At 67.8% G+C, this 19504-nt stretch carries 20 protein-coding genes; 15 read left to right on the top strand and 5 right to left on the bottom strand.

Going from position 1 to position 19504, the window contains the following annotated elements; genetic code table 11:
- Both MFM001_RS08995 and deoC read left to right on the top strand, forming a co-directional pair.
- A complete protein-coding gene (locus tag MFM001_RS08995; RefSeq protein WP_116374913.1) occupies positions 1-396 on the top strand; it encodes a DUF2599 domain-containing protein in 396 nt (131 codons plus the stop codon).
- The gene (gene deoC / locus MFM001_RS08990) at positions 396-1058 is read left to right on the top strand and encodes a deoxyribose-phosphate aldolase (protein WP_116374912.1); all 663 of its coding nucleotides are present in this window, start codon (positions 396-398) and stop codon (positions 1056-1058) included. The genes MFM001_RS08995 and deoC overlap by 1 nt, the downstream gene beginning before the upstream one ends.
- Here deoC and MFM001_RS08985 read toward each other — a convergent pair.
- The 4 genes from MFM001_RS08985 to MFM001_RS08970 form a co-directional block, all read right to left on the bottom strand.
- Entirely contained in the window at positions 1055-1813 is a 759-nt protein-coding gene (locus MFM001_RS08985; protein WP_238159040.1) for a DUF2993 domain-containing protein, read from the bottom strand. The two genes, deoC and MFM001_RS08985, sit on opposite strands and share 4 nt — an antisense overlap.
- Before the next feature lie 371 nt (positions 1814-2184).
- Positions 2185-3126, bottom strand: coding sequence for a DUF2993 domain-containing protein (locus MFM001_RS08980; RefSeq protein ID WP_116374910.1), 942 nt, complete (start codon positions 3124-3126; stop codon positions 2185-2187).
- Positions 3123-3941 (bottom strand): carbon-nitrogen hydrolase family protein, encoded by an 819-nt coding sequence (locus MFM001_RS08975; protein WP_116374909.1) that lies wholly within the window; start codon positions 3939-3941, stop codon positions 3123-3125. The genes MFM001_RS08980 and MFM001_RS08975 overlap by 4 nt, the downstream gene beginning before the upstream one ends.
- Positions 3942-4034: 93 nt before the next feature.
- Entirely contained in the window at positions 4035-4544 is a 510-nt protein-coding gene (locus MFM001_RS08970; RefSeq protein WP_116374908.1) for a DUF2505 domain-containing protein, read from the bottom strand.
- Positions 4545-4570: 26 nt separating this feature from the next.
- On the opposite strand from MFM001_RS08970, the gene MFM001_RS08965 reads away from it, so the two are divergent.
- Positions 4571-5635 (top strand): UDP-N-acetylmuramate dehydrogenase, encoded by a 1065-nt coding sequence (locus MFM001_RS08965; RefSeq protein ID WP_116374907.1) that lies wholly within the window; start codon positions 4571-4573, stop codon positions 5633-5635.
- Complete coding sequence (locus tag MFM001_RS08960; RefSeq protein ID WP_371685519.1) at positions 5623-6993, top strand: Ig-like domain-containing protein; 1371 nt, start codon at positions 5623-5625, stop codon at positions 6991-6993. The genes MFM001_RS08965 and MFM001_RS08960 overlap by 13 nt, the downstream gene beginning before the upstream one ends.
- On the opposite strand, the gene MFM001_RS08955 is transcribed toward MFM001_RS08960, so the two are convergent.
- On the bottom strand, positions 6968-7708 hold the full coding sequence (locus MFM001_RS08955; RefSeq protein WP_116374906.1) for an SDR family NAD(P)-dependent oxidoreductase: 741 nt from the start codon (positions 7706-7708) through the stop codon (positions 6968-6970). The two genes, MFM001_RS08960 and MFM001_RS08955, sit on opposite strands and share 26 nt — an antisense overlap.
- 195 nt (positions 7709-7903) lie before the next feature.
- Between MFM001_RS08955 and MFM001_RS08950 the strand changes: the two genes are divergently transcribed.
- The 11 genes from MFM001_RS08950 to MFM001_RS08900 all read left to right on the top strand — a co-directional run bounded on the left by MFM001_RS08950 (position 7904) and on the right by MFM001_RS08900 (position 19503).
- Entirely contained in the window at positions 7904-9199 is a 1296-nt protein-coding gene (locus MFM001_RS08950; protein WP_116374905.1) for an ROK family protein, read from the top strand.
- Positions 9200-9234: 35 nt separating this feature from the next.
- Positions 9235-10521, top strand: coding sequence for a D-inositol-3-phosphate glycosyltransferase (mshA, locus tag MFM001_RS08945; protein WP_116374904.1), 1287 nt, complete (start codon positions 9235-9237; stop codon positions 10519-10521).
- The gene (locus MFM001_RS08940) at positions 10518-11030 is read left to right on the top strand and encodes a YbjN domain-containing protein (protein WP_116374903.1); all 513 of its coding nucleotides are present in this window, start codon (positions 10518-10520) and stop codon (positions 11028-11030) included. Before mshA ends, MFM001_RS08940 begins: the two co-directional genes overlap by 4 nt.
- Positions 11031-11091: 61 nt before the next feature.
- Positions 11092-11832, top strand: coding sequence for a phosphoglyceromutase (locus MFM001_RS08935; RefSeq protein WP_116374902.1), 741 nt, complete (start codon positions 11092-11094; stop codon positions 11830-11832).
- A 197-nt stretch (positions 11833-12029) separates the two neighbouring features.
- Positions 12030-13256, top strand: a complete 1227-nt coding sequence (locus MFM001_RS08930) for a cell wall metabolism sensor histidine kinase WalK (RefSeq protein WP_116374901.1) — start codon at positions 12030-12032, stop codon at positions 13254-13256.
- Positions 13253-13936: a two-component sensory transduction protein RegX gene (gene regX / locus MFM001_RS08925; RefSeq protein WP_045385245.1), complete on the top strand. Its 684-nt coding sequence runs from the start codon at positions 13253-13255 to the stop codon at positions 13934-13936. Before MFM001_RS08930 ends, regX begins: the two co-directional genes overlap by 4 nt.
- Before the next feature lie 67 nt (positions 13937-14003).
- Positions 14004-14915 (top strand): oxygenase MpaB family protein, encoded by a 912-nt coding sequence (locus tag MFM001_RS08920; RefSeq protein WP_116374900.1) that lies wholly within the window; start codon positions 14004-14006, stop codon positions 14913-14915.
- Between the two features lie 240 nt (positions 14916-15155).
- Positions 15156-16892, top strand: coding sequence for an SDR family oxidoreductase (locus MFM001_RS08915; protein WP_238159068.1), 1737 nt, complete (start codon positions 15156-15158; stop codon positions 16890-16892).
- A gap of 30 nt (positions 16893-16922) precedes the next feature.
- Positions 16923-17852 (top strand): cyclopropane-fatty-acyl-phospholipid synthase family protein, encoded by a 930-nt coding sequence (locus MFM001_RS08910; protein ID WP_238159038.1) that lies wholly within the window; start codon positions 16923-16925, stop codon positions 17850-17852.
- Positions 17849-18622, top strand: coding sequence for a class I SAM-dependent methyltransferase (locus MFM001_RS08905; RefSeq protein WP_116374898.1), 774 nt, complete (start codon positions 17849-17851; stop codon positions 18620-18622). Before MFM001_RS08910 ends, MFM001_RS08905 begins: the two co-directional genes overlap by 4 nt.
- 5 nt (positions 18623-18627) lie before the next feature.
- A complete protein-coding gene (locus tag MFM001_RS08900; RefSeq protein ID WP_116374897.1) occupies positions 18628-19503 on the top strand; it encodes an oxidoreductase in 876 nt (291 codons plus the stop codon).
- Position 19504: the final 1 nt, after the last annotated feature.

Here is a 19504-nt window from a genome sequence, read left to right as displayed (position 1 = left end):
ATGCGTTCTTTCGCTGTGCTGGCGGTCGCATTCTTCGCGCTGCTGGGTGCCGCTCCCGCGTCCGCGGAGACGGCGACGCCGCCGTTTGTCGACCACACCGAATGGGTGCAGTGGGGTAGCGGCACCAGCCTGCGGGTGTATCCGACCCCGTCGGCTCGCGCGGCCGCCCGGCAGGGCGTATCCGGCAGCGACGAGGCCTGGAGCGAGGTGCTGGCCAAGGCGCCGGGCGCCGACACTCCGGGCATGCGCGCGCAGTTCCTCTGTCACTGGGAAATGGCCGAGTTCGCCGAGCCGGGCAAGACCAGCTGGAACCTCGAGCCGTGGCGTCCCGTCGTCGACGACGCCACGATGCTGGCGTCCGGCTGTAACCCCGGCGGCGCCGAAGAGCCCTTTTGATGCCGCCGTCCCGAGACCAGGTCGCCGCCCTGGTCGACCACACGTTGCTCAAGCCCGAGGCCAGCGCCGCTGACGTGGCGGCCGTCGTCGCCGAAGGCGCCGACTTGGGCGTCTACGCCGTCTGCGTCTCGCCGTCGATGGTGCCGGTCGCGGCCAAGGCCGGGGGTGTACGGATCGCCACGGTTGCGGGATTCCCGTCGGGCAAGCACCTGTCCGAGGTGAAGGCGCGCGAAGCGGCGCTGGCCGTCGCATCCGGGGCCGACGAGGTCGACATGGTGATCGACGTCGGCGCGGCACTGGCCGGTGACCTGGAAGCCGTCCGGTCCGATACCGCCGCAGTGCGCGCCGCGGTGCCGGGCGTCGTGCTCAAGGTCATCGTCGAGTCGGCGGTGCTGTTGCCGGTCGCAGGCGTCCTGGTCGACGTCTGCCACGCCGCCGAGGATGCCGGCGCGGACTTCGTGAAGACCTCCACGGGATTTCACCCGGCGGGCGGCGCCTCGGTCGAGGCCGTCGCGCTGATGGCCGAGGCCGTCGGCGGCCGGCTCGGCGTCAAGGCCAGCGGCGGCATCCGCACCGCCGCCGACGCCGTCGCGATGCTCGACGCGGGCGCTACCCGGCTGGGGTTGTCGGGCACCCGCGCGGTGCTCGACGGGCTGGCTTAGAGGTTGTCGAAGCAGGTGTCCTGGCTGGACTGCGACGACGACGGGATGGTGGCGTTCTGGGTCGAAAACGTCGCCTGCACACCGGAATCGGTGACCTTCACGCTGTCGGCGTGGATGCCCAGCGGATAGTTCTGGGTCGCCTTCGAGGTGAGGTCGTCGAGGTTCTTTTGCACCTTGTCCGTCGACATCTTCGAGCCCAGCGCGCTCAGGTCGACCACCTTCAGCGACAGCCCGTTGTTGACGATCTGCGGCTTCAGGGTGGCGCTGTCCAGCAGGCCCTTCAACTGGATGGTCCCGTCACCGGCGTTGGTGGTGACCTTGCTGGCCACGAAGCTGCCCAGCACCGGGATGGCGTCCTCGATCGACTGCTTGATGCCGGCCGAAGTCCACGTGATGGTGCCGTTCAGCGAGCCGATCGTGCCCTTGGAGTTGTTGGTCCCGTTCAGGTTGACGTCGTGGATATCGAGGTTGAGCGTCATGCCTTTGGCGCTGCGCACCTGATTGCCCGCGGTCTGCACCGAGATGTTGGTGTAGCGGCTGTTGATGTACTGCCACAGCACCGGCGGCGTCACGGCGAACTTCACCGTCGCGCTGTCCTGCACCTCGCATTCCACCGCGCTGGCCACCTTGCTGTCGGCGGTGTGGCGGGTGTACAGCTCGGCGCCGATCAGGCCGGCGATCACCAGCAGCAGCACGATGACCAGGAGCAGCGCGATCGACGTCGGGTTGCGGAAGAAGCCGCGATGGGTTTGCACCGGCGTGTCCTTCGACTCTGACTGTGTCGAGATCCGAGTGGTGGCCTGCTCCTGCACCCCCGGCGGCGGGCCGGGCTGGCGCGCCTGCTGGTTAGGCGGCGGCGCCGGCTGATGCGGCGGAGGTCCGGCTTGCCGCGGCGGAGGGGGCGGCGGGGGACCGGGCTGGCGCGGCGGAGGCCCGGCAGGGCGGCGCGGTTCTTGCGGTCGGCCGCTCTGCGGGATCCGCTGGGTCGGTGATTGGGACGGGCCGGGAGTCGGCTGGGGACGGCCGGAGGGACGGGCCCATTCCGACCCGTCGCCGCGGGAAGGCCCTTGCGGAGTCGTCACTAGCGCGATTTTGCCCTATCGAACTGAATGAAGTCCAAGGTCCGTCACAGCTTGGCGAAGCAGGGGTCCGACTGACCGGGCGGAATCGAGGCGTTGCGCGTCGAAAAGTGCGCTGTCACACCGGAATCGGTGACTTGCACACTGTCGGCGTGAATCCCCAGCGGGTAGTCGTTGATCAGCCTCGAGGTGAAGACGTCCAGCGCGTCCTGCGCGGTCTCGGCCGGCACCGGGGCGCCCATCGCGGTGACCGTGACGACCTTCAGCGACAGCCCGTTGTTGGCGACGGCGGGCTTGACGGTGACGCTGCCCAGGCCCAGCGCGCCCTTGAGCTCGATGGTGCCGGCGCTCGGATTGGTGGTCACGCTGTTGACCAGGCCGCCGACGAACGGAACCGCGTCGGCGACGGTTTCCTTGATGCCTTCCGACGTCCAGGTGATCGCGGCGTCCAGCGCGCCGATCGTCCCCTTGGAGTTGGCGTCGCCGTGCAGGTTGACTTCGCTGATCTTGATGTCGGCTCGCATGCCCTTGGCGCTGCGGATCTGGTTGCCGGCGGTCTGGATCGAGATGTCGCGGTAGTCGCCGGCTAAGTGCTGCAGCAGGAACGGATACGGGCCGAACGAGACGCTGGCCTTGTCCTGCACCACGCATTCGGTTGCCGCCGCCACCACGCTGTCGGCGCGGTGACGGGCGTACAGTTCGCCGCCGACCAGGCCGGCCGCGGGCAGCGCCAGCACGATGACCGCGAGCAGCGCGATCGACAACGGGTCGCGGAACAGGCGGCGCGCGGTTTTCCCAGGCATTTTCACGGTTGCGGCGTCCTCAGCTGGGTACTCCTCGACTCCCGGCGGCGGAGCCCACGCAGGCTGGTGTTCCGGCGTGGTCGGCGTCGAGTCGGCAGGCGGCTGCGGTTGCTCGGTGGCACCTTCGCTGCCCGGGCGAGCCCAAATCGACGCGTCGTCGTTCGGTGGTCCCTGCGGGTTCGTCACCCGGGCGATTCTGCCTTATCGACGTCGGGGAAGTCGGCCTGATTGCGCAGCACCGCGATGGTGTCCCGCGCCGTCGTGACCTGGTCGAGGTCGAGGTCGGCGACCAGCAACTGCGGCTCGGCGCCCGCCGAGGACACCACCTCGCCGAACGGTGAGACGACGACGCTGCCGCCCACCCCGGTCGGGGCACCCGAGTCGCTCAACGGCTGGCCCGGATCGGCCTGCCCGGCCGCCACGATGTAGCTGGTGGAATCCAGCGCGCGGGCGCGCGCCAGCAACGTCCACTGCTCGAGCTTGCCGCGTCCGGCGCCCCACGACGCGGCCACCGCGATCAGCTGCGCGCCCCGGCGCGCCAGCGCGGTGTAGAGCCCTGGGAACCGGATGTCGTAGCAGGTGCTCAACCCCACCCCGACACCGTCGACGGTGATCACCACCGGCTCCCGCCCCGGCGCGACCGTGCGCGACTCGGTGAACCCGAACGCGTCGTAGAGGTGGATCTTGTCGTAATGCGCGTCGATGTCGGGGCCCGCCGCCAGCAGGGTATTGGTGACCCGCCCGTCGCCGGCCGGGGTGAACATCCCGGCGATCACCGTGATACCGGCGTCGGCAGCGATGCGGCGCACGCCGTCGGCCCACGGCCCGTCGACCGGTTCGGCGACCGGTGCCAGCGGCACCCCGAACCGGCACATCGTCGCCTCGGGGAATACCACCAGCGTCGCGCCGGCGTCGGCGGCCCGGCTGGTGTAGTCGCGCACCAGGTTCAGGTTGTCGGCCGGTTCGGTGCCGCTGAGGATCTGGGCCACCGCAATCCGCATGACGACTACCCTAGAACGTTGTCGAACGTCGAGTTGTCGGGCGAAATCGCCAGGATTGGCCCAACAAGTCGCCGCTCGGCGGGTTAGAGCGCGTTAAGCGGTCTGGCTGATCCACATCGTCGTGAAGCGCTGCTCCGCGATCAGCAGCTCGACCAGCTGACTGCCGATGAAGTTCTCCAGCTTGCCGCCGACCAGCGGGATGCGGACCTCCACGGTCGCCCGGAACTTCAGCCGGGCGCCGCCGGTCTCGGCCACCGGCTCCAGCACGGCGGTCCCGGTCAGTGCGGCCGGCGCGTCGATGATCGCCCCGGCGACAGTGGCATTGGCGACCCCGTCGCTGATCCCGGTCCATTTCTCCTCGCGCCGAATGCGCAGATCGCCGCGGTGGAACTGGGTAACCACCGCCGGCAGCCGGTCGCTGCGCAGCACCTGCGTGGTGACCACGTCGATACCGTCGTCGTCGACTCGCAGCACGTCCAGCGTCGCGTCGTCGGCACCGGAATCGGCTAGTCGTGCCCGCCAGTACTTCTCGTCGCCGAATGCGCGGAGAACATCTTCGACGGTGGCCCCGTAGTCGGTGGACATGTCGAATGAACGCGGCATAGCAGGTCACGCTACCGTTACCGCCCGTGGCCGGAACGTTGTTCGCGGGTGCGCGCGTCGCCGAAAACGTGCCGTTGGCGCCGCTGACCACCTTGCGCGTCGGACCCGTCGCACCACGCGTAATCACCTGCACCAGCACCGAACAGGTGGTCGCCACGGTGCGCCAGCTCGACGCCGAGAACTGCCGGCCGCTGCTGGTGCTGGCCGGCGGCTCCAACGTGGTGATCGCCGATACGCTGACCGACCTGACCGTGGTGCGGCTGGCCAACAGCGACATCAGCGTGGAGGGCAACATGCTGCGCGCGCAGGCCGGTGCGGTGTGGGACGACGTCGTCGCCACGGCCGTCGCCGCGGGCTTGGGCGGGTTGGAGTGCATGTCCGGCATCCCGGGCTCCGCGGGCGCCACCCCGGTGCAGAACGTCGGCGCGTACGGCGCCGAGGTGGCAGACACCATCACCAGGGTGCGGCTGTTGGACCGGCGCAGCGGCGACGTGCGCTGGGTGCCGCCGAGCGAACTGGGATTCGGCTACCGCACCAGCGTGCTCAAGCATTCGGAAGACGCCGTCGTTCTGGAAGTGGAGTTCGCGCTGGACGCGTCGGGCCGCAGCGCACCGCTGCGCTACGGCGAACTGATCGCCGCGCTGAATGCACGGGCAGGCCAGCGCGCCGACCCGGCGCAGGTCCGCAAGGCCGTGCTGGTGTTGCGGGCGCGCAAGGGCATGGTCCTCGACCCGGCCGACCACGACACCTGGAGCGTCGGCTCGTTTTTCACCAATCCCGTTGTCCCGCAAGAGGTTTACCAACGACTGGCCGACGCCGCCGACCGGCCGGTGCCGCATTATCCCGCGCCCGACGGTGTCAAGCTGGCCGCCGGCTGGCTGGTCGAGCAAGCCGGCTTCGGCAAAGGCTATCCGGGTAGCGACAGCGCGCCGTGCCGGTTGTCGACCAAGCATGCGCTTGCTTTGACCAATCGCGGTGCCGCCACGGCAGCCGACGTGGTGGCGCTGGCGCGCACCGTGCGCGACGGCGTCCGCGATGTGTTTGGTATCACACTCGTACCCGAACCGGTGCTGGTCGGCTGCGCGTTGTAGCCGCGCGTGCGCGGGGAGGTCCATTTTCGCCGGTATCTTTATCTGTCGTGAACACCGCGCGCGACCTGCCGTCGATCAACCGGCGCCGGGCCTTGTCGACGCTGGTGGTGGGGATGTTCGCGCCGAACGTGCTGGCGGCTTGTGTCGGGGGATCGAGCAAGCAGGCCGAGAAGGCCAAACCACCGTCGGCGCCGAGTTTGACGTTCCATCCGGCTGACAAGGCCGAGGACGTAGTGCCGACCGCCCCGGTCAGTGTCGAGGTGCGCGACGGCTGGTTTCAGAAGGTGGCGCTGACCAATTCGGCCGGCAAGGTGGTGGCCGGGGCGCTCAACCGCGACCGCACCCTCTACACGATCACCGAGCCGCTCGGCTACGACGCCACCTACACCTGGAGCGGCTCCGTGGTGGGCCACGACGGCAAGGCCGTGCCGGTGGGCGGCAAGCTCACCACCGTCACGCCCACCAAGCAGATCGACGGCGGATTCCAGCTCGCCGACGGGCAGACGGTCGGGGTGGCCGCGCCGATCATCATCCAGTTCGACGCACCGATTTCCGACAAGGCCGCCGTCGAGAAGGCGCTGAAAGTCACCACCGACCCGCCCGTCGAGGGCAGCTGGGCGTGGCTGCCCGACGAGGCCGAGGGAGCCCGGGTGCACTACCGCACCCGCGAGTACTACCCGGCCGGCACCAAGGTCAACGTCGAAGCCAAGCTGTACGGGCTGGCGTTCGGCGACGGCGCCTACGGCAAGCAGGACATGTCGTTGAGCTTCGAGATCGGGCGGCGCCAGGTGGTCAAGGCCGAAATCTCGTCGCACCGCATCCAGGTGGTCCGCGACGAAGGCGTCATCATGGACTTCCCCTGCAGCTACGGCGAGGGCGACAAGGCGCGCAACGTCACCCGCAACGGCATCCACGTGGTCAGCGAAAAATACTCGGACTTCTACATGTCCAACCCGGCCGCGGGATACAGCAACATCCACGAGCGCTGGGCCGTCCGGATTTCCAACAACGGCGAATTCATCCACGCCAACCCGGCAAGTGCTGGGGCACAGGGCAACTCGAACGTCACCAACGGCTGCATCAACCTGTCGACGGCCGACGCCGAGCAGTACTTCAACAGCGCCATCTACGGTGACCCGGTCGAGGTGACCGGCAGCCGCATCGAGCTGTCCTACGCCGACGGCGACATCTGGGACTGGGCGGTGGACTGGGACACCTGGGTGGGGATGTCGGCGCTGCCACCGCCCAGCGGCTCCAAGCCGTCGCCGGCGTCGCTGCCGCGCAGTGCCCCGGCCACACCCAAGGATGCGCCGACGCTTTCGGGCACCCCGACTACGAGCGTCCGACCCGGCGGCTAGCGGTCGCCTGGTCGCGCGGCCGGATCACGATCTGGTCGATGTTGACGTGCGACGGCCGGGACGCCACGAACCCGATCACCTCGGCGATGTCGGCGGCCACCAGCGGCGTCATCCCTTCGTAGACGGCGTCGGCGCGCTGCTGGTCGCCGCCGAAGCGCACCAGCGAGAACTCCGTTTCGACGGCGCCGGGTGCAATCTCGGTGAGCCGCACCGGTTTTCCCAGCAGCTCGCCGCGCAGCGTGCGGTGCAGCGCGCCCTGCGCGTGCTTGGCCGAGGTGTAGCCGGCGCCCCCGTCGTAAATCTCGAACGCCGCGACCGAGGTGACGGTGACGATCAGCCCGTCGCCGGATGCGATCAGCTTGGGCAGCAGCGCGCGGGTCATCCGCAGCGTGCCCAGCACGTTGGTCTCCCACATCCAGCGCCAATGCTCCAGGTCGGCGTCGGCCACCGGTTCCAGGCCCTTGGCGCCGCCGGCGTTGTTGACCAGCACGTCGACCCGGTCCAGCCCGGCGGCCAGCGCGTCCACCGCGGCGCCGTCGGTGACGTCGGCCACTACCGCGGAGCCGCCGATCTCGTCGGCCAGCGCCGTGATCCGGTCCGCCCGCCGCGCCACCGCTACCACGTGAAAGCCTTGCACCGCAAGGGTTCTCGCGGTCGCCTCGCCGATCCCGGCGCTGGCGCCGGTGACCACCGCGACGCGCTTCGATGTCGTCATCGGGACCACTTTAATAACCGTGCTAAATTCCTGGTGTGTACTCCAGCGCTGTGTTCGGTCTGACGTCCGCGTGTCTGTTCGCGGACTGCGCGTGTTGTCGCCGCGCACTTTGCCGCGCCTGACCGGCCTTCCGAATACCCGAAGCCGGCGTGCGGCCAGGACCCGCCATCGGAACTCGGATAAGGACACACGCCCGTGCGCACCACCACTCTCAGTACCGTCACCAGCCACTCGCACAACCGCAAGACCCCGCTGCGGGCCCGCCACGTCGTGGCGCCGTCGCTGCAGCTCTCCGACGCCGCCGCGGCGTCGGTGTTCCGGGCGGTGCGGCTGCGCGGCCCGATCGGCCGCGACGTCATCGCCCAAGTCACCTCGCTGAGCATCGCGACGGTCAACCGGCAAGTCATCGCGCTGCTGGACGCCGGCCTGCTGCGCGAACGCGCCGACCTCGCGGTCGCCGGCGCCATCGGGCGCCCGCGGGTGCCTGTCGAGGTCAACCACGAACCGTTCCTGACGCTGGGCATCCACATCGGGGCGCGAACCACCAGCATCGTGGCCACCGACCTGTTCGGCCGCACCCTGGACGCCGTCGAGACCGCGACACCGCTGAGCGGGCACGCGTCGGCGCTGGCATCGCTGGCCGACGGCGCCCGCCGCTACCTGCGGCGCTGGCACCGGCGGCGGCCGCTGTGGGTCGGGGTGGCGATCGGCGGGGCGGTCGACGGCGCCACCGGGCACGTCGACCATCCGCGGCTGGGCTGGCGCGACGCGCCGGTGGGCCCGGTGTTGGCCGAGGCGCTGGGCCTGCCGGTGTCGGTCGCATCGCACGTCGACGCGATGGCCGGGGCCGAGCTGCTGCTGGGCATGCGCCGGTTCACGCCGAACTCGTCGACCAGCCTGTACGTCTACGCCCGCGAAACCGTCGGCTATGCGCTGGTGATCGGCGGGCGGGTGCACAGCCCGGCCAGCGGGCCGGGCACCATCGCGAACCTGCCCGCCAGCTCGGAGCTGCTCGGCGGCTCCGGGCAGCTGGAGTCCACGGTCAGCGACGAGGCCGTGCTGGCCGCCGCCCGGCGTCTCGGTCTGCTGCCGAACGTGCGGACGCCGGGACGTAACGGCTCGGGCATCACCGAGCTGCTCAAGGCGGCGCGGGCCGGTAACCAGCAGGCCAAGGACCTGCTGGCCGAGCGGGCCCGGGTGTTGGGCGAAGCGGTCGCCTTGCTGCGCGATTTGCTCAACCCCGACGACCTGGTGGTCGGCGGGCAGGCGTTCACCGAGTACCCGGAGGGCATGGCCTACGTCGAGGCGGCATTCGCCGCGCGGTCGGTGCTGCCGCCGCGCGACATCCGGGTCACCGCGTTCGGCAACCGGGTGCAGGAGGCCGGGGCCGGCATCGTGTCGTTGGGCGGGCTGTACGCCGACCCGCTGGGCGGCATGCGGCGCGCACAGCCGCCGGTGTTGCGGGTCGCCGCGGACGAATCGTCCGCCTGACGTGGCCCGTCTGACGGGGCTGCAAAGATGGCGGTGTGCCACATAACGCGCTGCCCCGGCTGGACGTCTCCGAGCTAACCGATCCCCGCCGGGTGGCGGTGTTGTCGGTGCACACCTCGCCGCTGGCCCAGCCGGGCACCGGGGACGCCGGCGGAATGAACGTCTACGTGCTGCAAAGCGCGCTGCATATGGCGCGCCGCGGCGTGAAGGTGGAGATCTTCACCCGGGCCACCGCGTCCACCGATCCGCCCGTCGTGGCGGTGGCGCCCGGTGTGCTGGTGCGCAACGTGGTGGCGGGGCCGTTCGAGGGCCTGGACAAATACGACCTGCCCACCCAGCTGTGCGCGTTCGCCGCCGGGGTGCTGCGGGCCGAGGCCGCCCACGAGCCGGGCTACTACGACATCGTGCACTCGCACTACTGGCTGTCCGGGCAGGTCGGCTGGCTGGCCCGGGACCGCTGGGCGGTGCCGCTGGTGCACACCGCGCACACTCTGGCCGCGGTGAAGAACGCGGCGCTGGCCGACGGGGATGCTCCCGAGCCGCCGCTGCGCACGGTCGGCGAGCAGCAGGTGGTCGACGAGGCGGACCGGCTGATCGTCAACACGGAAGAGGAAGCGGCACAACTGGTTTCGCTGCACAATGCCGATCCGGCGCGGATCGACGTGGCGCATCCCGGGGTGGACCTGGACGTGTTCCGGCCGGGGGACCGCCGCGCGGCCCGTGCCGCATTGGGGCTGCCTTTGGATCAGCCGGTGGTGGCTTTCGTCGGCCGGATCCAGCCGCTCAAGGCGCCCGACATTCTGCTGCGCGCCGCCGCGAAACTGCCGCGGGTGCACATCGTGGTGGCCGGCGGACCGTCGGGCAGCGGTCTGGCCGCCCCGGACGGGCTGGTTCGCCTGGCCAGCGAACTGGGTATCAGCGACCGGGTGACGTTCCTGCCGCCGCAGTCCCGCTCCGAGCTGGCCAGGCTGTTCCAGGCCGCCGATCTGGTCGGGGTGCCCAGCTACTCGGAGTCATTCGGCCTGGTCGCGGTGGAGGCGCAAGCCTGCGGGACGCCGGTGGTGGCCGCTGCCGTCGGAGGCCTGCCGGTGGCGGTGCGCGACGGGGTCAGCGGCACCCTGGTGTCCGGGCACGACGTCGGGCGGTGGGCCGATGCCATCGACGAGCTGCTGCGGCTGGACGGCGCCATGAGCCGCGCCGCGGTCGAGCATGCCGCGACGTTCTCCTGGGACAACACCGTCGACGCGCTGCTGGCCAGCTACCGCCGCGCGATCGGCGAGTTCGCTGCCCGTGGTCCGGTCCGCGAGTTGATGCGCGCATGACCGACACACAGCAGGTCATCGAGGACGCTCTCAAGGCCAGCCAGCTGACCTACTCGCGGCACGAGGGCGCCCACGGCGGCTCGCCCGGGGTGGTCGTGGAATTGCCCGGCGAACGCAAACTCAAGACCAACACCATCCTGAGCATCGGCGAGCATTCAGTGCGCGTCGAGGCATTCGTCTGCCGCAAGCCCGACGAGAACCACGAAGGCGTCTACCGGTTTCTGCTGCGACGCAACCGCCGCCTGTACGGCGTCGCGTACACGCTCGACAACGTCGGCGACATCTACTTGGTGGGCCGGATGTCGCTGGCATCGGTGAGCGCCGCCGAGATCGACCGGGTGCTGGGCCAGGTGCTCGAAGCGGTGGACTCGGACTTCAATACGTTGCTGGAGTTGGGTTTTCGCTCATCGATCCAAAAAGAGTGGGAGTGGCGGGTGTCGCGCGGCGAGTCGCTGAAGAACCTTGAGGCGTTCGCTCATCTCATCGACGACGAGGACGCGCCCGGTTGACGATGCGGGCGGGAACCGCCCGAGGAGGAGCCGGGCAACAACACCTGAGAGACTTGCCGGCATGGCGACTCTGGTGTTGCTCCGCCACGGCGAGAGCGAATGGAACGCGCTGAATCTGTTCACCGGCTGGGTGGACGTCGACCTGACCGACAAGGGCCGCGCCGAGGCGGTTCGCAGCGGCGAGTTGATGGTCGAGCATGACCTGCTGCCCGACGTGGTCTACACCTCGCTGCTGCGCCGGGCCATCACCACCGCGAATCTGGCGCTGGACGTCGCCGACCGGCACTGGATTCCGGTGCGGCGCAGCTGGCGGCTCAACGAACGCCACTACGGCGCACTGCAGGGCCTGGACAAGGCCGAGACCAAGGCCCGCTACGGCGACGAGCAGTTCATGGCGTGGCGGCGCAGCTATGACACGCCGCCGCCGCCGATCGAGCGGGGCAGCAAGTTCAGCCAAGACACCGACCCGCGCTACGCCAACATCGGCGGCGGGCCGCTGACCGAATGCCTGGCCGACGTGGTGGCGCGGTTCCTGCCGTATTTCACCGACGTCATCGTGCCGGACCTGCGCTCCGGCAAGACCGTGCTGATCGCGGCGCACGGCAACTCGCTGCGCGCGCTGGTCAAGTACCTCGATGGCATGTCCGACGAAGAGGTCGTCGGGCTGAACATCCCGACCGGGATCCCGCTGCGCTACGACCTGGACGCCGATCTGCGGCCCACGGTCATCGGCGGCAGCTATCTGGATCCGGAGGCCGCCGCCGCCGGCGCGGCCGCGGTCGCCAGCCAGGGTGCCAAGTAGGCCCACCGAGTGGCCAGTTATGACACGCGATCGTGGGGAAAAGCGTGCACTAACTGGCCACTCAGGGGCAGACTGAGGGCTCGTTTGGCAAACAGAACATGAACAACGGCCGAATACCTCCGCCGCAGCATGTGACATGTCCGATTTTGGCCTCTCGCTGCTGGGGCGAAGTTCATGTGGATTTGTAGGATTTTTATGTGACTGTGTTCTCGGCGCTGTCGCTGGCCGGGGTTTCGATTCTGTTGGCGCTGGCCACCGGAATCGCCATCGGCACCCGACTGGCGCCGCGAGTCGTCGAACGACGGCAGCGGGTGGCGGCCGAATGGGCCGGCATCACCGTCGCGCAGATGCTGCAGCGCATCGTCGCGCTGACCCCGCTGGGCACCGCCGTCGTGGATTCCCACCGCGACGTCGTCTACCTCAACGACCGCGCCAGGGAACTGGGCCTGGTGCGGGATCGCCTGCTCGACGACGAGGCCTGGGACGCGGCGCGGCGGACGCTGGCCAGCGGCGAGGACGTCGAGTTCGACCTGCTGCCGGGGAAGCGCACCGCGCCGGACCGATCCGACTTGTCGGTGCACGGGCAGGCGAGGCTGCTGAGCGAGGAGGACCGCCGCTTTGCGGTGGTGTTCGTCTACGACCAGTCCGAGTACGCCCGCATGGAGGCGACCCGCCGCGACTTCGTCGCCAATGTCAGCCACGAACTCAAGACCCCCGTCGGTGCGATGGCCGTGCTGGCCGAGGCGCTGCTGGCCTCCGCCGACGACCCCGAGACGGTCCGCCGATTCGGCGAGAAGGTGCTCGTCGAGGCCAACCGGCTCGGCGACATGATCGGTGAACTGATCGAACTGTCCCGACTGCAAGGCGCGGAACGGTTGCCCGATCTGGGTGCAGTCGACGTGGATACCGTTGTGTCCGAAGCGATTTCACGGCACAAGGTGGCCGCCGACAACGCCGACATCGGGGTCCGCACCGACGAACCGAGCGGTCTACGAGTCCTCGGTGACCAGGCCTTGCTGATCACCGCGCTGGCCAACCTGGTGTCGAATGCGATCGCCTACTCGCCGCGCGGATCGCTGGTGTCGATCAGCCGGCGCCGCCGCGCCAACAACGTCGAAATCGCCGTCACTGACCGGGGTATCGGTATTCCGCGCAAGGACCAGGAGCGGGTCTTCGAGCGCTTCTACCGCGGCGACAAGGCACGCTCGCGGGCCACCGGCGGCACCGGACTCGGGCTGGCGATCGTCAAGCACGTCGCGGCAAATCACAACGGCAGCATCGGATTGTGGAGCCAGCCGGGTACCGGGTCGACGTTCACACTGTCCATCCCGGCGTATCAGGACGAACCCGATAAACCGCCGGAACCCCAAATCCGGCCCAAGAAAGCACTTGCACCCGTAAGAGAGGAAGAGCTACGTCGATGACCAGTGTGCTGATCGTGGAAGACGAAGAGTCGCTGGCCGATCCGCTGGCGTTTCTGTTGCGCAAGGAAGGCTTCGAGGCCACCGTGGTGACCGACGGGCCGTCGGCGCTGGCCGAATTCGACCGTGCCGGTGCGGATATCGTGCTGCTGGACCTGATGCTGCCGGGCATGTCCGGCACCGATGTGTGCAAGCAGTTGCGCGCGCGCTCGAGCGTCCCGGTGATCATGGTGACGGCCCGCGACAGCGAAATCGACAAGGTGGTCGGCCTGGAGTTGGGCGCCGACGACTACGTGACCAAGCCGTATTCCGCGAGGGAGCTGATCGCCCGGATCCGGGCGGTGCTGCGCCGCGGTGGCGACGACGACTCCGAGGTCGCCGACGGAGTGCTGGAATCCGGACCGGTGCGCATGGACGTCGAACGCCACGTGGTGTCGGTCAACGGTGAGCAGATCACGTTGCCGCTCAAGGAATTCGACCTCCTCGAGTACCTGATGCGCAACAGCGGCCGGGTGCTGACCCGCGGACAGTTGATCGATCGGGTGTGGGGCGCCGACTACGTCGGCGACACTAAGACGCTCGACGTGCACGTCAAGCGGTTGCGCTCCAAGATCGAAGCCGACCCGGCCAACCCCGTGCACCTGGTGACCGTGCGGGGCCTGGGCTACAAGCTCGAGGGCTAGCAGGGTAGCGCGTCTGTTCGCATTGACAGCGTACGTTGTCAACAGTAGGTTCGGCTGTGGGTAAATCATGGACAGCCAAGGGGATTCCTGCCTCGACGGGCGTGTGCAGCTGGGGCCCGACTCGCTGATCTGGCGGTGGGCCGGTGACATGCGGATCGCCTTCGAAGGTGGCACCGCCGGCCTATTGCAGACCATGCACCCCGCGATCGGGTATGCGCTGATCGAGCACTCCAATTTCTTCGATGATCCCGTCGATCGCGTATTCCGTTCGCTGCCAGGGATTCTCGGCACCGTCTACAACGGCCCGCAGGCGGAGTCCACGGGCCGGCAAGTTCGCGACTACCACCGCGACATCAAAGGCGTCCAACCGGACGGCACGCGCTACCACGCGCTCAATCCCGAGACCTACTGGTGGGCGCATGCCACCTTCCAGCGGATGGTGGAGCGCGTCGCCGAGTACTGGGACACCCACCGCCTCACCGACACCCAGCGCGACCAGCTTTACCGGGAAGGGTGCGAGTGGTATCGCCAGTACGGGATGACCGAATCCGTGTTACCGCGCGATCGCGCCGAGTTCGACACCCAATGGGCCCACTACTGCGACGAAGTCCTGGAACCGAATCCCGCGTCTGATTACCTCATCGAGTTCATCAACCGCACCGCCATCCCGGACATGAGCTCGTCGCCGTTTTTCCCCGCGCCGCCCGCGCTCAAGCCCATCGCCAACAGAGTGCTTCCCGCTTGGCCGGTACGTGCGCTGCTGGCGCCACCGATGCGGCTGGTGATCTTCGGCGGGCTGCCGGCCAGCGTGCGGGACCGATTCCAAATCTCCTGGACGGCATACGATCAACGCGCCTACACCGCGGTGCGTGCCTCGATCCGCGCGGCGTGGCCGTATGTTCCGGCGTCGCTGAAATGGCACTACACCGCCCGCAAAGGCTGGCTGCGCGAAACCGGGAAACTGCCGCGGCGCTTCTAGGTCGCACCTCGATCGCGAGTCGTTGATCGAGCGGACCGCGGCGCTGGTGAGCGCGGCGTCGATCGTCGTCGGCGACACTTGACATTCCTATTACAGGCAGTACACGATACCGGTAGTAATGCGGACTGACGTGTCACACGGGTAATTGTCGCGACTGCCGGACGGAGCATCGGGATGGACTCAACATTGACGACGGCCGGCTACTCGGCGGAGGTCGCACCGCAAGCCCCGAGCCCCCGCATGGTCCGCAACGGTGCCGTTCAGATCGCCGTCTACGAGCAGGGCAATCGCGCCGGTGAGACCGTGTTGCTGCTACACGGGTGGCCGGATTCGCACCACATGTGGGACGGCGTGACACCGCTGCTGACTGACCGTTTCCATGTGGTGACGGTTGACAACCGCGGTCACGGCAACTCGACCAATCCGAAGAGCTACCGCGAATTCACGTTGGCTGCCTTGGCCAGTGACTACCTCGCGGTGATCGACGCAGTCAGTCCCGAAAAACCCGTCCATGTGCTCGCCCACGACTGGGGCAGCGTCGCGATGTGGGAATTGGTATGCGACAGTTCCGCGCAACACCGGATCGCTTCCTTCACCTCGGTAGCAGGTCCCAACGTGGCGCATCTGTTGATGTGGGCGCGCAACCGGTTGAAGCGGCCGACGCCGAAGAATTTGGGATTGGTGCTGGCACAGGCGGGCTCGCTCAGCTACATGCTTTTCCTAATGCTGCCATGGCTTCCCAAGGCAACGCTCCGCCTGATGGCGTCGAGGGATCGGTGGCGCACCTGGCTGCATCGGGCCGAAGGCGTCAGTACGGACCAGATTCACCTCGGGCCGACATTCGACAAGGACATCGGCAACGAGCTGCGGATCTACCGCGCCAATTTATTCTCCCAGTGGAAGCTTCGGGAGCGCTTCACCCAGGTCCCGGTTCAAGTGATCGTCGGAACTCGCGATCCGGCGGTTCGCCGCGGAAGCTTTGCCGATGAACCGAATTGGGCGCCGACGGTATGGCAGCGCGTGGTCAGGGGTGGGCACTGGCTGGCCTTCTCCCATCCGGAGTTGCTCGCCACCGCGACGACCGAATTGATCGATGCGACGTCGGGCCTGCCGCCGGCACGGGGCTTGCGTCGCGCCGAGATGGGGAAGCAGCGGTTGCCATTCGAGGATCAGCTGGTGGTGATCACCGGCGCCGGCAGCGGAATCGGACGAGCGACCGCGCTGGCGTTTGCGCGGGAAGGCGCCGAGGTCGTGCTCTCCGATATCAATCTGTCGTCGGCGAAAGAGACAGCCGCACTGATCGCCGAGAAGGGCGGCACCGCGCACGCCTATCGTCTCGATGTCTCCGACGAGGACGCCGTCACGGCGCATGCCGGCGAGGTCCTTGCCGCGCACGGTGTGCCGGATGTACTGGTCAACAACGCCGGCATCGGTCAAGCCGGCCGGTTCTTGGCGACGCCGTCTGCAGAGTTTCGCCGGGTGCTTGACGTCAATCTGTACGGAGTCGTCAATGGATGCCGCGCGTTTGCCCCAAGCATGGCACGGCGCGGGTTGGGCGGACACATCGTCAACGTGTCCAGCATGGCTGCTTACTCGCCGCAACAAGGACTTAGCGCCTATGCGACTAGCAAGTCGGGGGTGTTCATGTTTTCCGACTGCCTACGTGCCGAGCTTGCGTCGTCGGGTGTCGGTGTCAGCACCATCTGCCCAGGTGTGGTGCACACCAACATTATTCGCAACTCGATCGTGACCGGTCTATCCGACGAGGAAGCCGCAAGAAAAGTAGCGATGGTCGACCGCGCCTACCGGCTGCGCCATTACAGCGCCGACAAGGTCGCCAAACGAATCGTCAAGGCAGTCAAGACGAGCAAGCGGGTGGTCCCGGTGACACCGGAAGCACGCCTCGCCTACTACCTCAACAGGCTGGCCCCGGCCCTCGGGCGCTCGAGCGCCAAATCGGTTGCGCTTGCTCGATGACGCATACTAGCCGGGGATAGGAGAACCGTCGTGGTCACAGTTCCGCGTCACATCCAGGACGAATCAACCAGCGATCGGTTACGTCGCTGGGCCGGCGAGTGGAAGCAGATGGCGGGCGTGGCGCTGTCGCGCTCGGAGGGTCCCAAGACCGGCCAGATCTACGACATCGTCGGCACCCAGAACCTGTTTGGCGAGGAATCGCTGTTCATCAACTTCGGGTACTGGCGAAGCAAGCCCACAACATTGGACGAGGCAAGCCGAGACCTGGCGCGGCTCGTCGCGCAAAGCGCCGAGTTCAAGTCGTCGGACGTCGTTGTCGACTGTGGGCCAGGCTATGGCGACCAGGACATCTTGTGGGTCAACGAGTTTGGACCCAAGCACATCACGGGGGTAAATCTGGCCACCGAACAGATCAGCATCGCCACCAGCCGAGTGGCCGAAGCCGGTTTGTCCCACCGGATCGACTACGTCAACGCGTCGGCCACCGATCTGCCGATGGACGACAAGTCGTGCACCAAGGTCGTGGCGCTCGAATCCGCCTTTCATTTCCCGTCGCGGGTTGCCTTCTTCACCGAAGCCTTGCGGGTGCTCAAGCCCGGCGGTCGACTGGTCACCGCCGACATCGTCCCGAAACGCACCGTTCTCAATGCATGGGCCCGCAGCGAGGTCGCCCGGCGCGGCTGGCGAAAGGCGTCGCGACGCGCACTGCGGGCCGCGGTAGACCTCGCCGGATACCGCGACCTGCTGCTCGACGTCGGGTTTGCCGAGGCGGTAACGCGGTCGATCACCGACGACGTCTACCTACCGCTAGCGAGATTCCTGCGCAAGCGCCTTGCCGATCCCGACATGCGGCATGTGAATCCGGTGATCCGGTATTCCTTTACCCCGCTGGGTTTTCGGGTGGCCACACTGCAGTCGGACTACATCATCGCGGTGGCACAGAAAGCCAAGAAGCGATGACGTTCACCGCACAACACGGGGCCACGGCCCGCGCGCTGGAGTTGTTGGAACCGACGCAGTTAACGCGGATCCGGTCCGCGCGCGACGGCTATTACGACCTACTCGGCGATAGCGACCCGCCGGTACGCAGCATCCCGCAGCGCCTCATGCGCACGAGGGTCTATTCCGCCGGGTACCAGATCGGGCGGCCGATCGGTCTCAAGTTGGCAGGCGGCCCGAAGGCACCCGGCCGTGAGGAAGATCGGCGGCGGATGTCGAGCTGGCTGGGACTCAAGTCAGGCTCTATCGTTCTCGACATCGGTTGCGGTCCCGGCAACTTCACGGGGTGGTTCGGCGAGCAAGTAGCCCCGGAGGGTCTTGCCGTGGGACTGGACGCATCGCATGCGATGCTGCGGCGTGCCGTCGTCGACAACTCCGGTTCGTGCGCCGCGTACGTGCGCGGTGACGCCGAGCACCTGCCATTCGGTGACGGCGTAGCCGACGCGGTCAGCTGTCTTGCCGCACTCTATCTGATCAACGACCCGTTCCAGGCGATCCGGGAACTTGCCCGCGTGCTCAAACCCGATGGGCGCGTGGTGCTCCTGACCAGCCTGGTGCCGGGTCGCCGCGAAAGCGCGGTCCGCGCAGCCGTGCTGAATGCCGTCAGCGGTGTTCGATGGTTCGGCCGCGAGGAGATCACCGGATTTCTCGGTGATATCGGATTCACCGGCATCGAACAGCACATCGCTGGCCTGTCGCAGACCGTCGTCGCAACGAAGAGAATGCGCTGACTGCCATGGCATGGCAACCAGATCAGATCCCCGACCAAAGCGGGCGCACCTTTGTGGTGACCGGCGCCAACGGCGGGCTCGGGGAAATTATCACTCGCGTGCTCGCGACGAAGGGCGCCACCGTGGTGATGGCCTGCCGCAACACCGACAAAGCGAAGGCCATCGTCGACACGATCGACGGCAACGTGCGCGTCGCCGCGCTGGACTTGGCCGACCTGAACTCGGTGCACGAATTCGCCTCCCAGCAAGCCGAATTCGACGTCCTGATCAACAACGCAGGCCTGATGAACATCCCGTTCAGCCGGACCCGGGACGGCTTCGAGACGCAGTTCGGGGTCAACCATCTCGGTCATTTCGCACTGACCGGTCTACTCCGGGACAAGATCGGCGACCGGGTGGTAACGCTGTCCAGCATCGCCCACCGGCAGACGCCGAAGCTGTGGATCGATGACCTCAACTACGAAAACCGGCGCTATCAGAGGAATCTGGCCTACGCACAATCGAAGTTGGCGAATCTGATGTTCGCGCGCGAGCTGCAGCGCCGACTGACCGAGGCCGGATCGCCGAAGAAGTCGTACGCGGTGCATCCCGGGGTATCGGGCACCGATTTGTTCACCAAGACCGAGACAGTGCTGGACCTGGTCGCCAAGCAGGGAGCGCGGCTGGTCGGTCATCCCCCCGCGCAGGCCGCGCATTCGACACTGTTCGCGGCGACGATGCCGGACGCCGGTCCGCAGATCTACTGGGGTCCAACGCGGTTGATGCAGACCCGCGGTCCCGTGCGGCCGTCGCCGTCGAGCAGGCTGTCGCGGGATCAAACGCTGTGGCGCCGGCTGTGGGAAGAGTCCGAGAAAATGACCGGCGTCACCTTCAACCTGTAGC

Source organism: Mycobacterium sp. MFM001 (assembly GCF_003402475.1).
Lineage (GTDB): Bacteria > Actinomycetota > Actinomycetes > Mycobacteriales > Mycobacteriaceae > Mycobacterium.
The sequence above is the reverse complement of the archived record's forward strand: the minus strand, read 5'-3'. Positions and strand labels throughout refer to the sequence as shown.

Excerpts from the sequence above, each read along its gene's own strand:
- MFM001_RS08955 (WP_116374906.1), bottom strand. The coding sequence starts at position 7,708 with ATGACGACATCGAAGCGCGTCGCGGTGGTCACCGGCGCCAGCGCCGGG.
- MFM001_RS08905 (WP_116374898.1), top strand. The coding sequence starts at position 17,849 with ATGACGTTCACCGCACAACACGGGGCCACGGCCCGCGCGCTGGAGTTG.
- deoC (WP_116374912.1), top strand. The coding sequence starts at position 396 with ATGCCGCCGTCCCGAGACCAGGTCGCCGCCCTGGTCGACCACACGTTG.
- MFM001_RS08915 (WP_238159068.1), top strand. The coding sequence starts at position 15,156 with ATGGTCCGCAACGGTGCCGTTCAGATCGCCGTCTACGAGCAGGGCAAT.
- MFM001_RS08920 (WP_116374900.1), top strand. The coding sequence starts at position 14,004 with ATGGACAGCCAAGGGGATTCCTGCCTCGACGGGCGTGTGCAGCTGGGG.
- MFM001_RS08900 (WP_116374897.1), top strand. The coding sequence starts at position 18,628 with ATGGCATGGCAACCAGATCAGATCCCCGACCAAAGCGGGCGCACCTTT.
- MFM001_RS08995 (WP_116374913.1), top strand. The coding sequence starts at position 1 with ATGCGTTCTTTCGCTGTGCTGGCGGTCGCATTCTTCGCGCTGCTGGGT.
- regX (WP_045385245.1), top strand. The coding sequence starts at position 13,253 with ATGACCAGTGTGCTGATCGTGGAAGACGAAGAGTCGCTGGCCGATCCG.
- MFM001_RS08970 (WP_116374908.1), bottom strand. The coding sequence starts at position 4,544 with ATGCCGCGTTCATTCGACATGTCCACCGACTACGGGGCCACCGTCGAA.
- MFM001_RS08975 (WP_116374909.1), bottom strand. The coding sequence starts at position 3,941 with ATGCGGATTGCGGTGGCCCAGATCCTCAGCGGCACCGAACCGGCCGAC.
- MFM001_RS08935 (WP_116374902.1), top strand. The coding sequence starts at position 11,092 with ATGGCGACTCTGGTGTTGCTCCGCCACGGCGAGAGCGAATGGAACGCG.
- MFM001_RS08940 (WP_116374903.1), top strand. The coding sequence starts at position 10,518 with ATGACCGACACACAGCAGGTCATCGAGGACGCTCTCAAGGCCAGCCAG.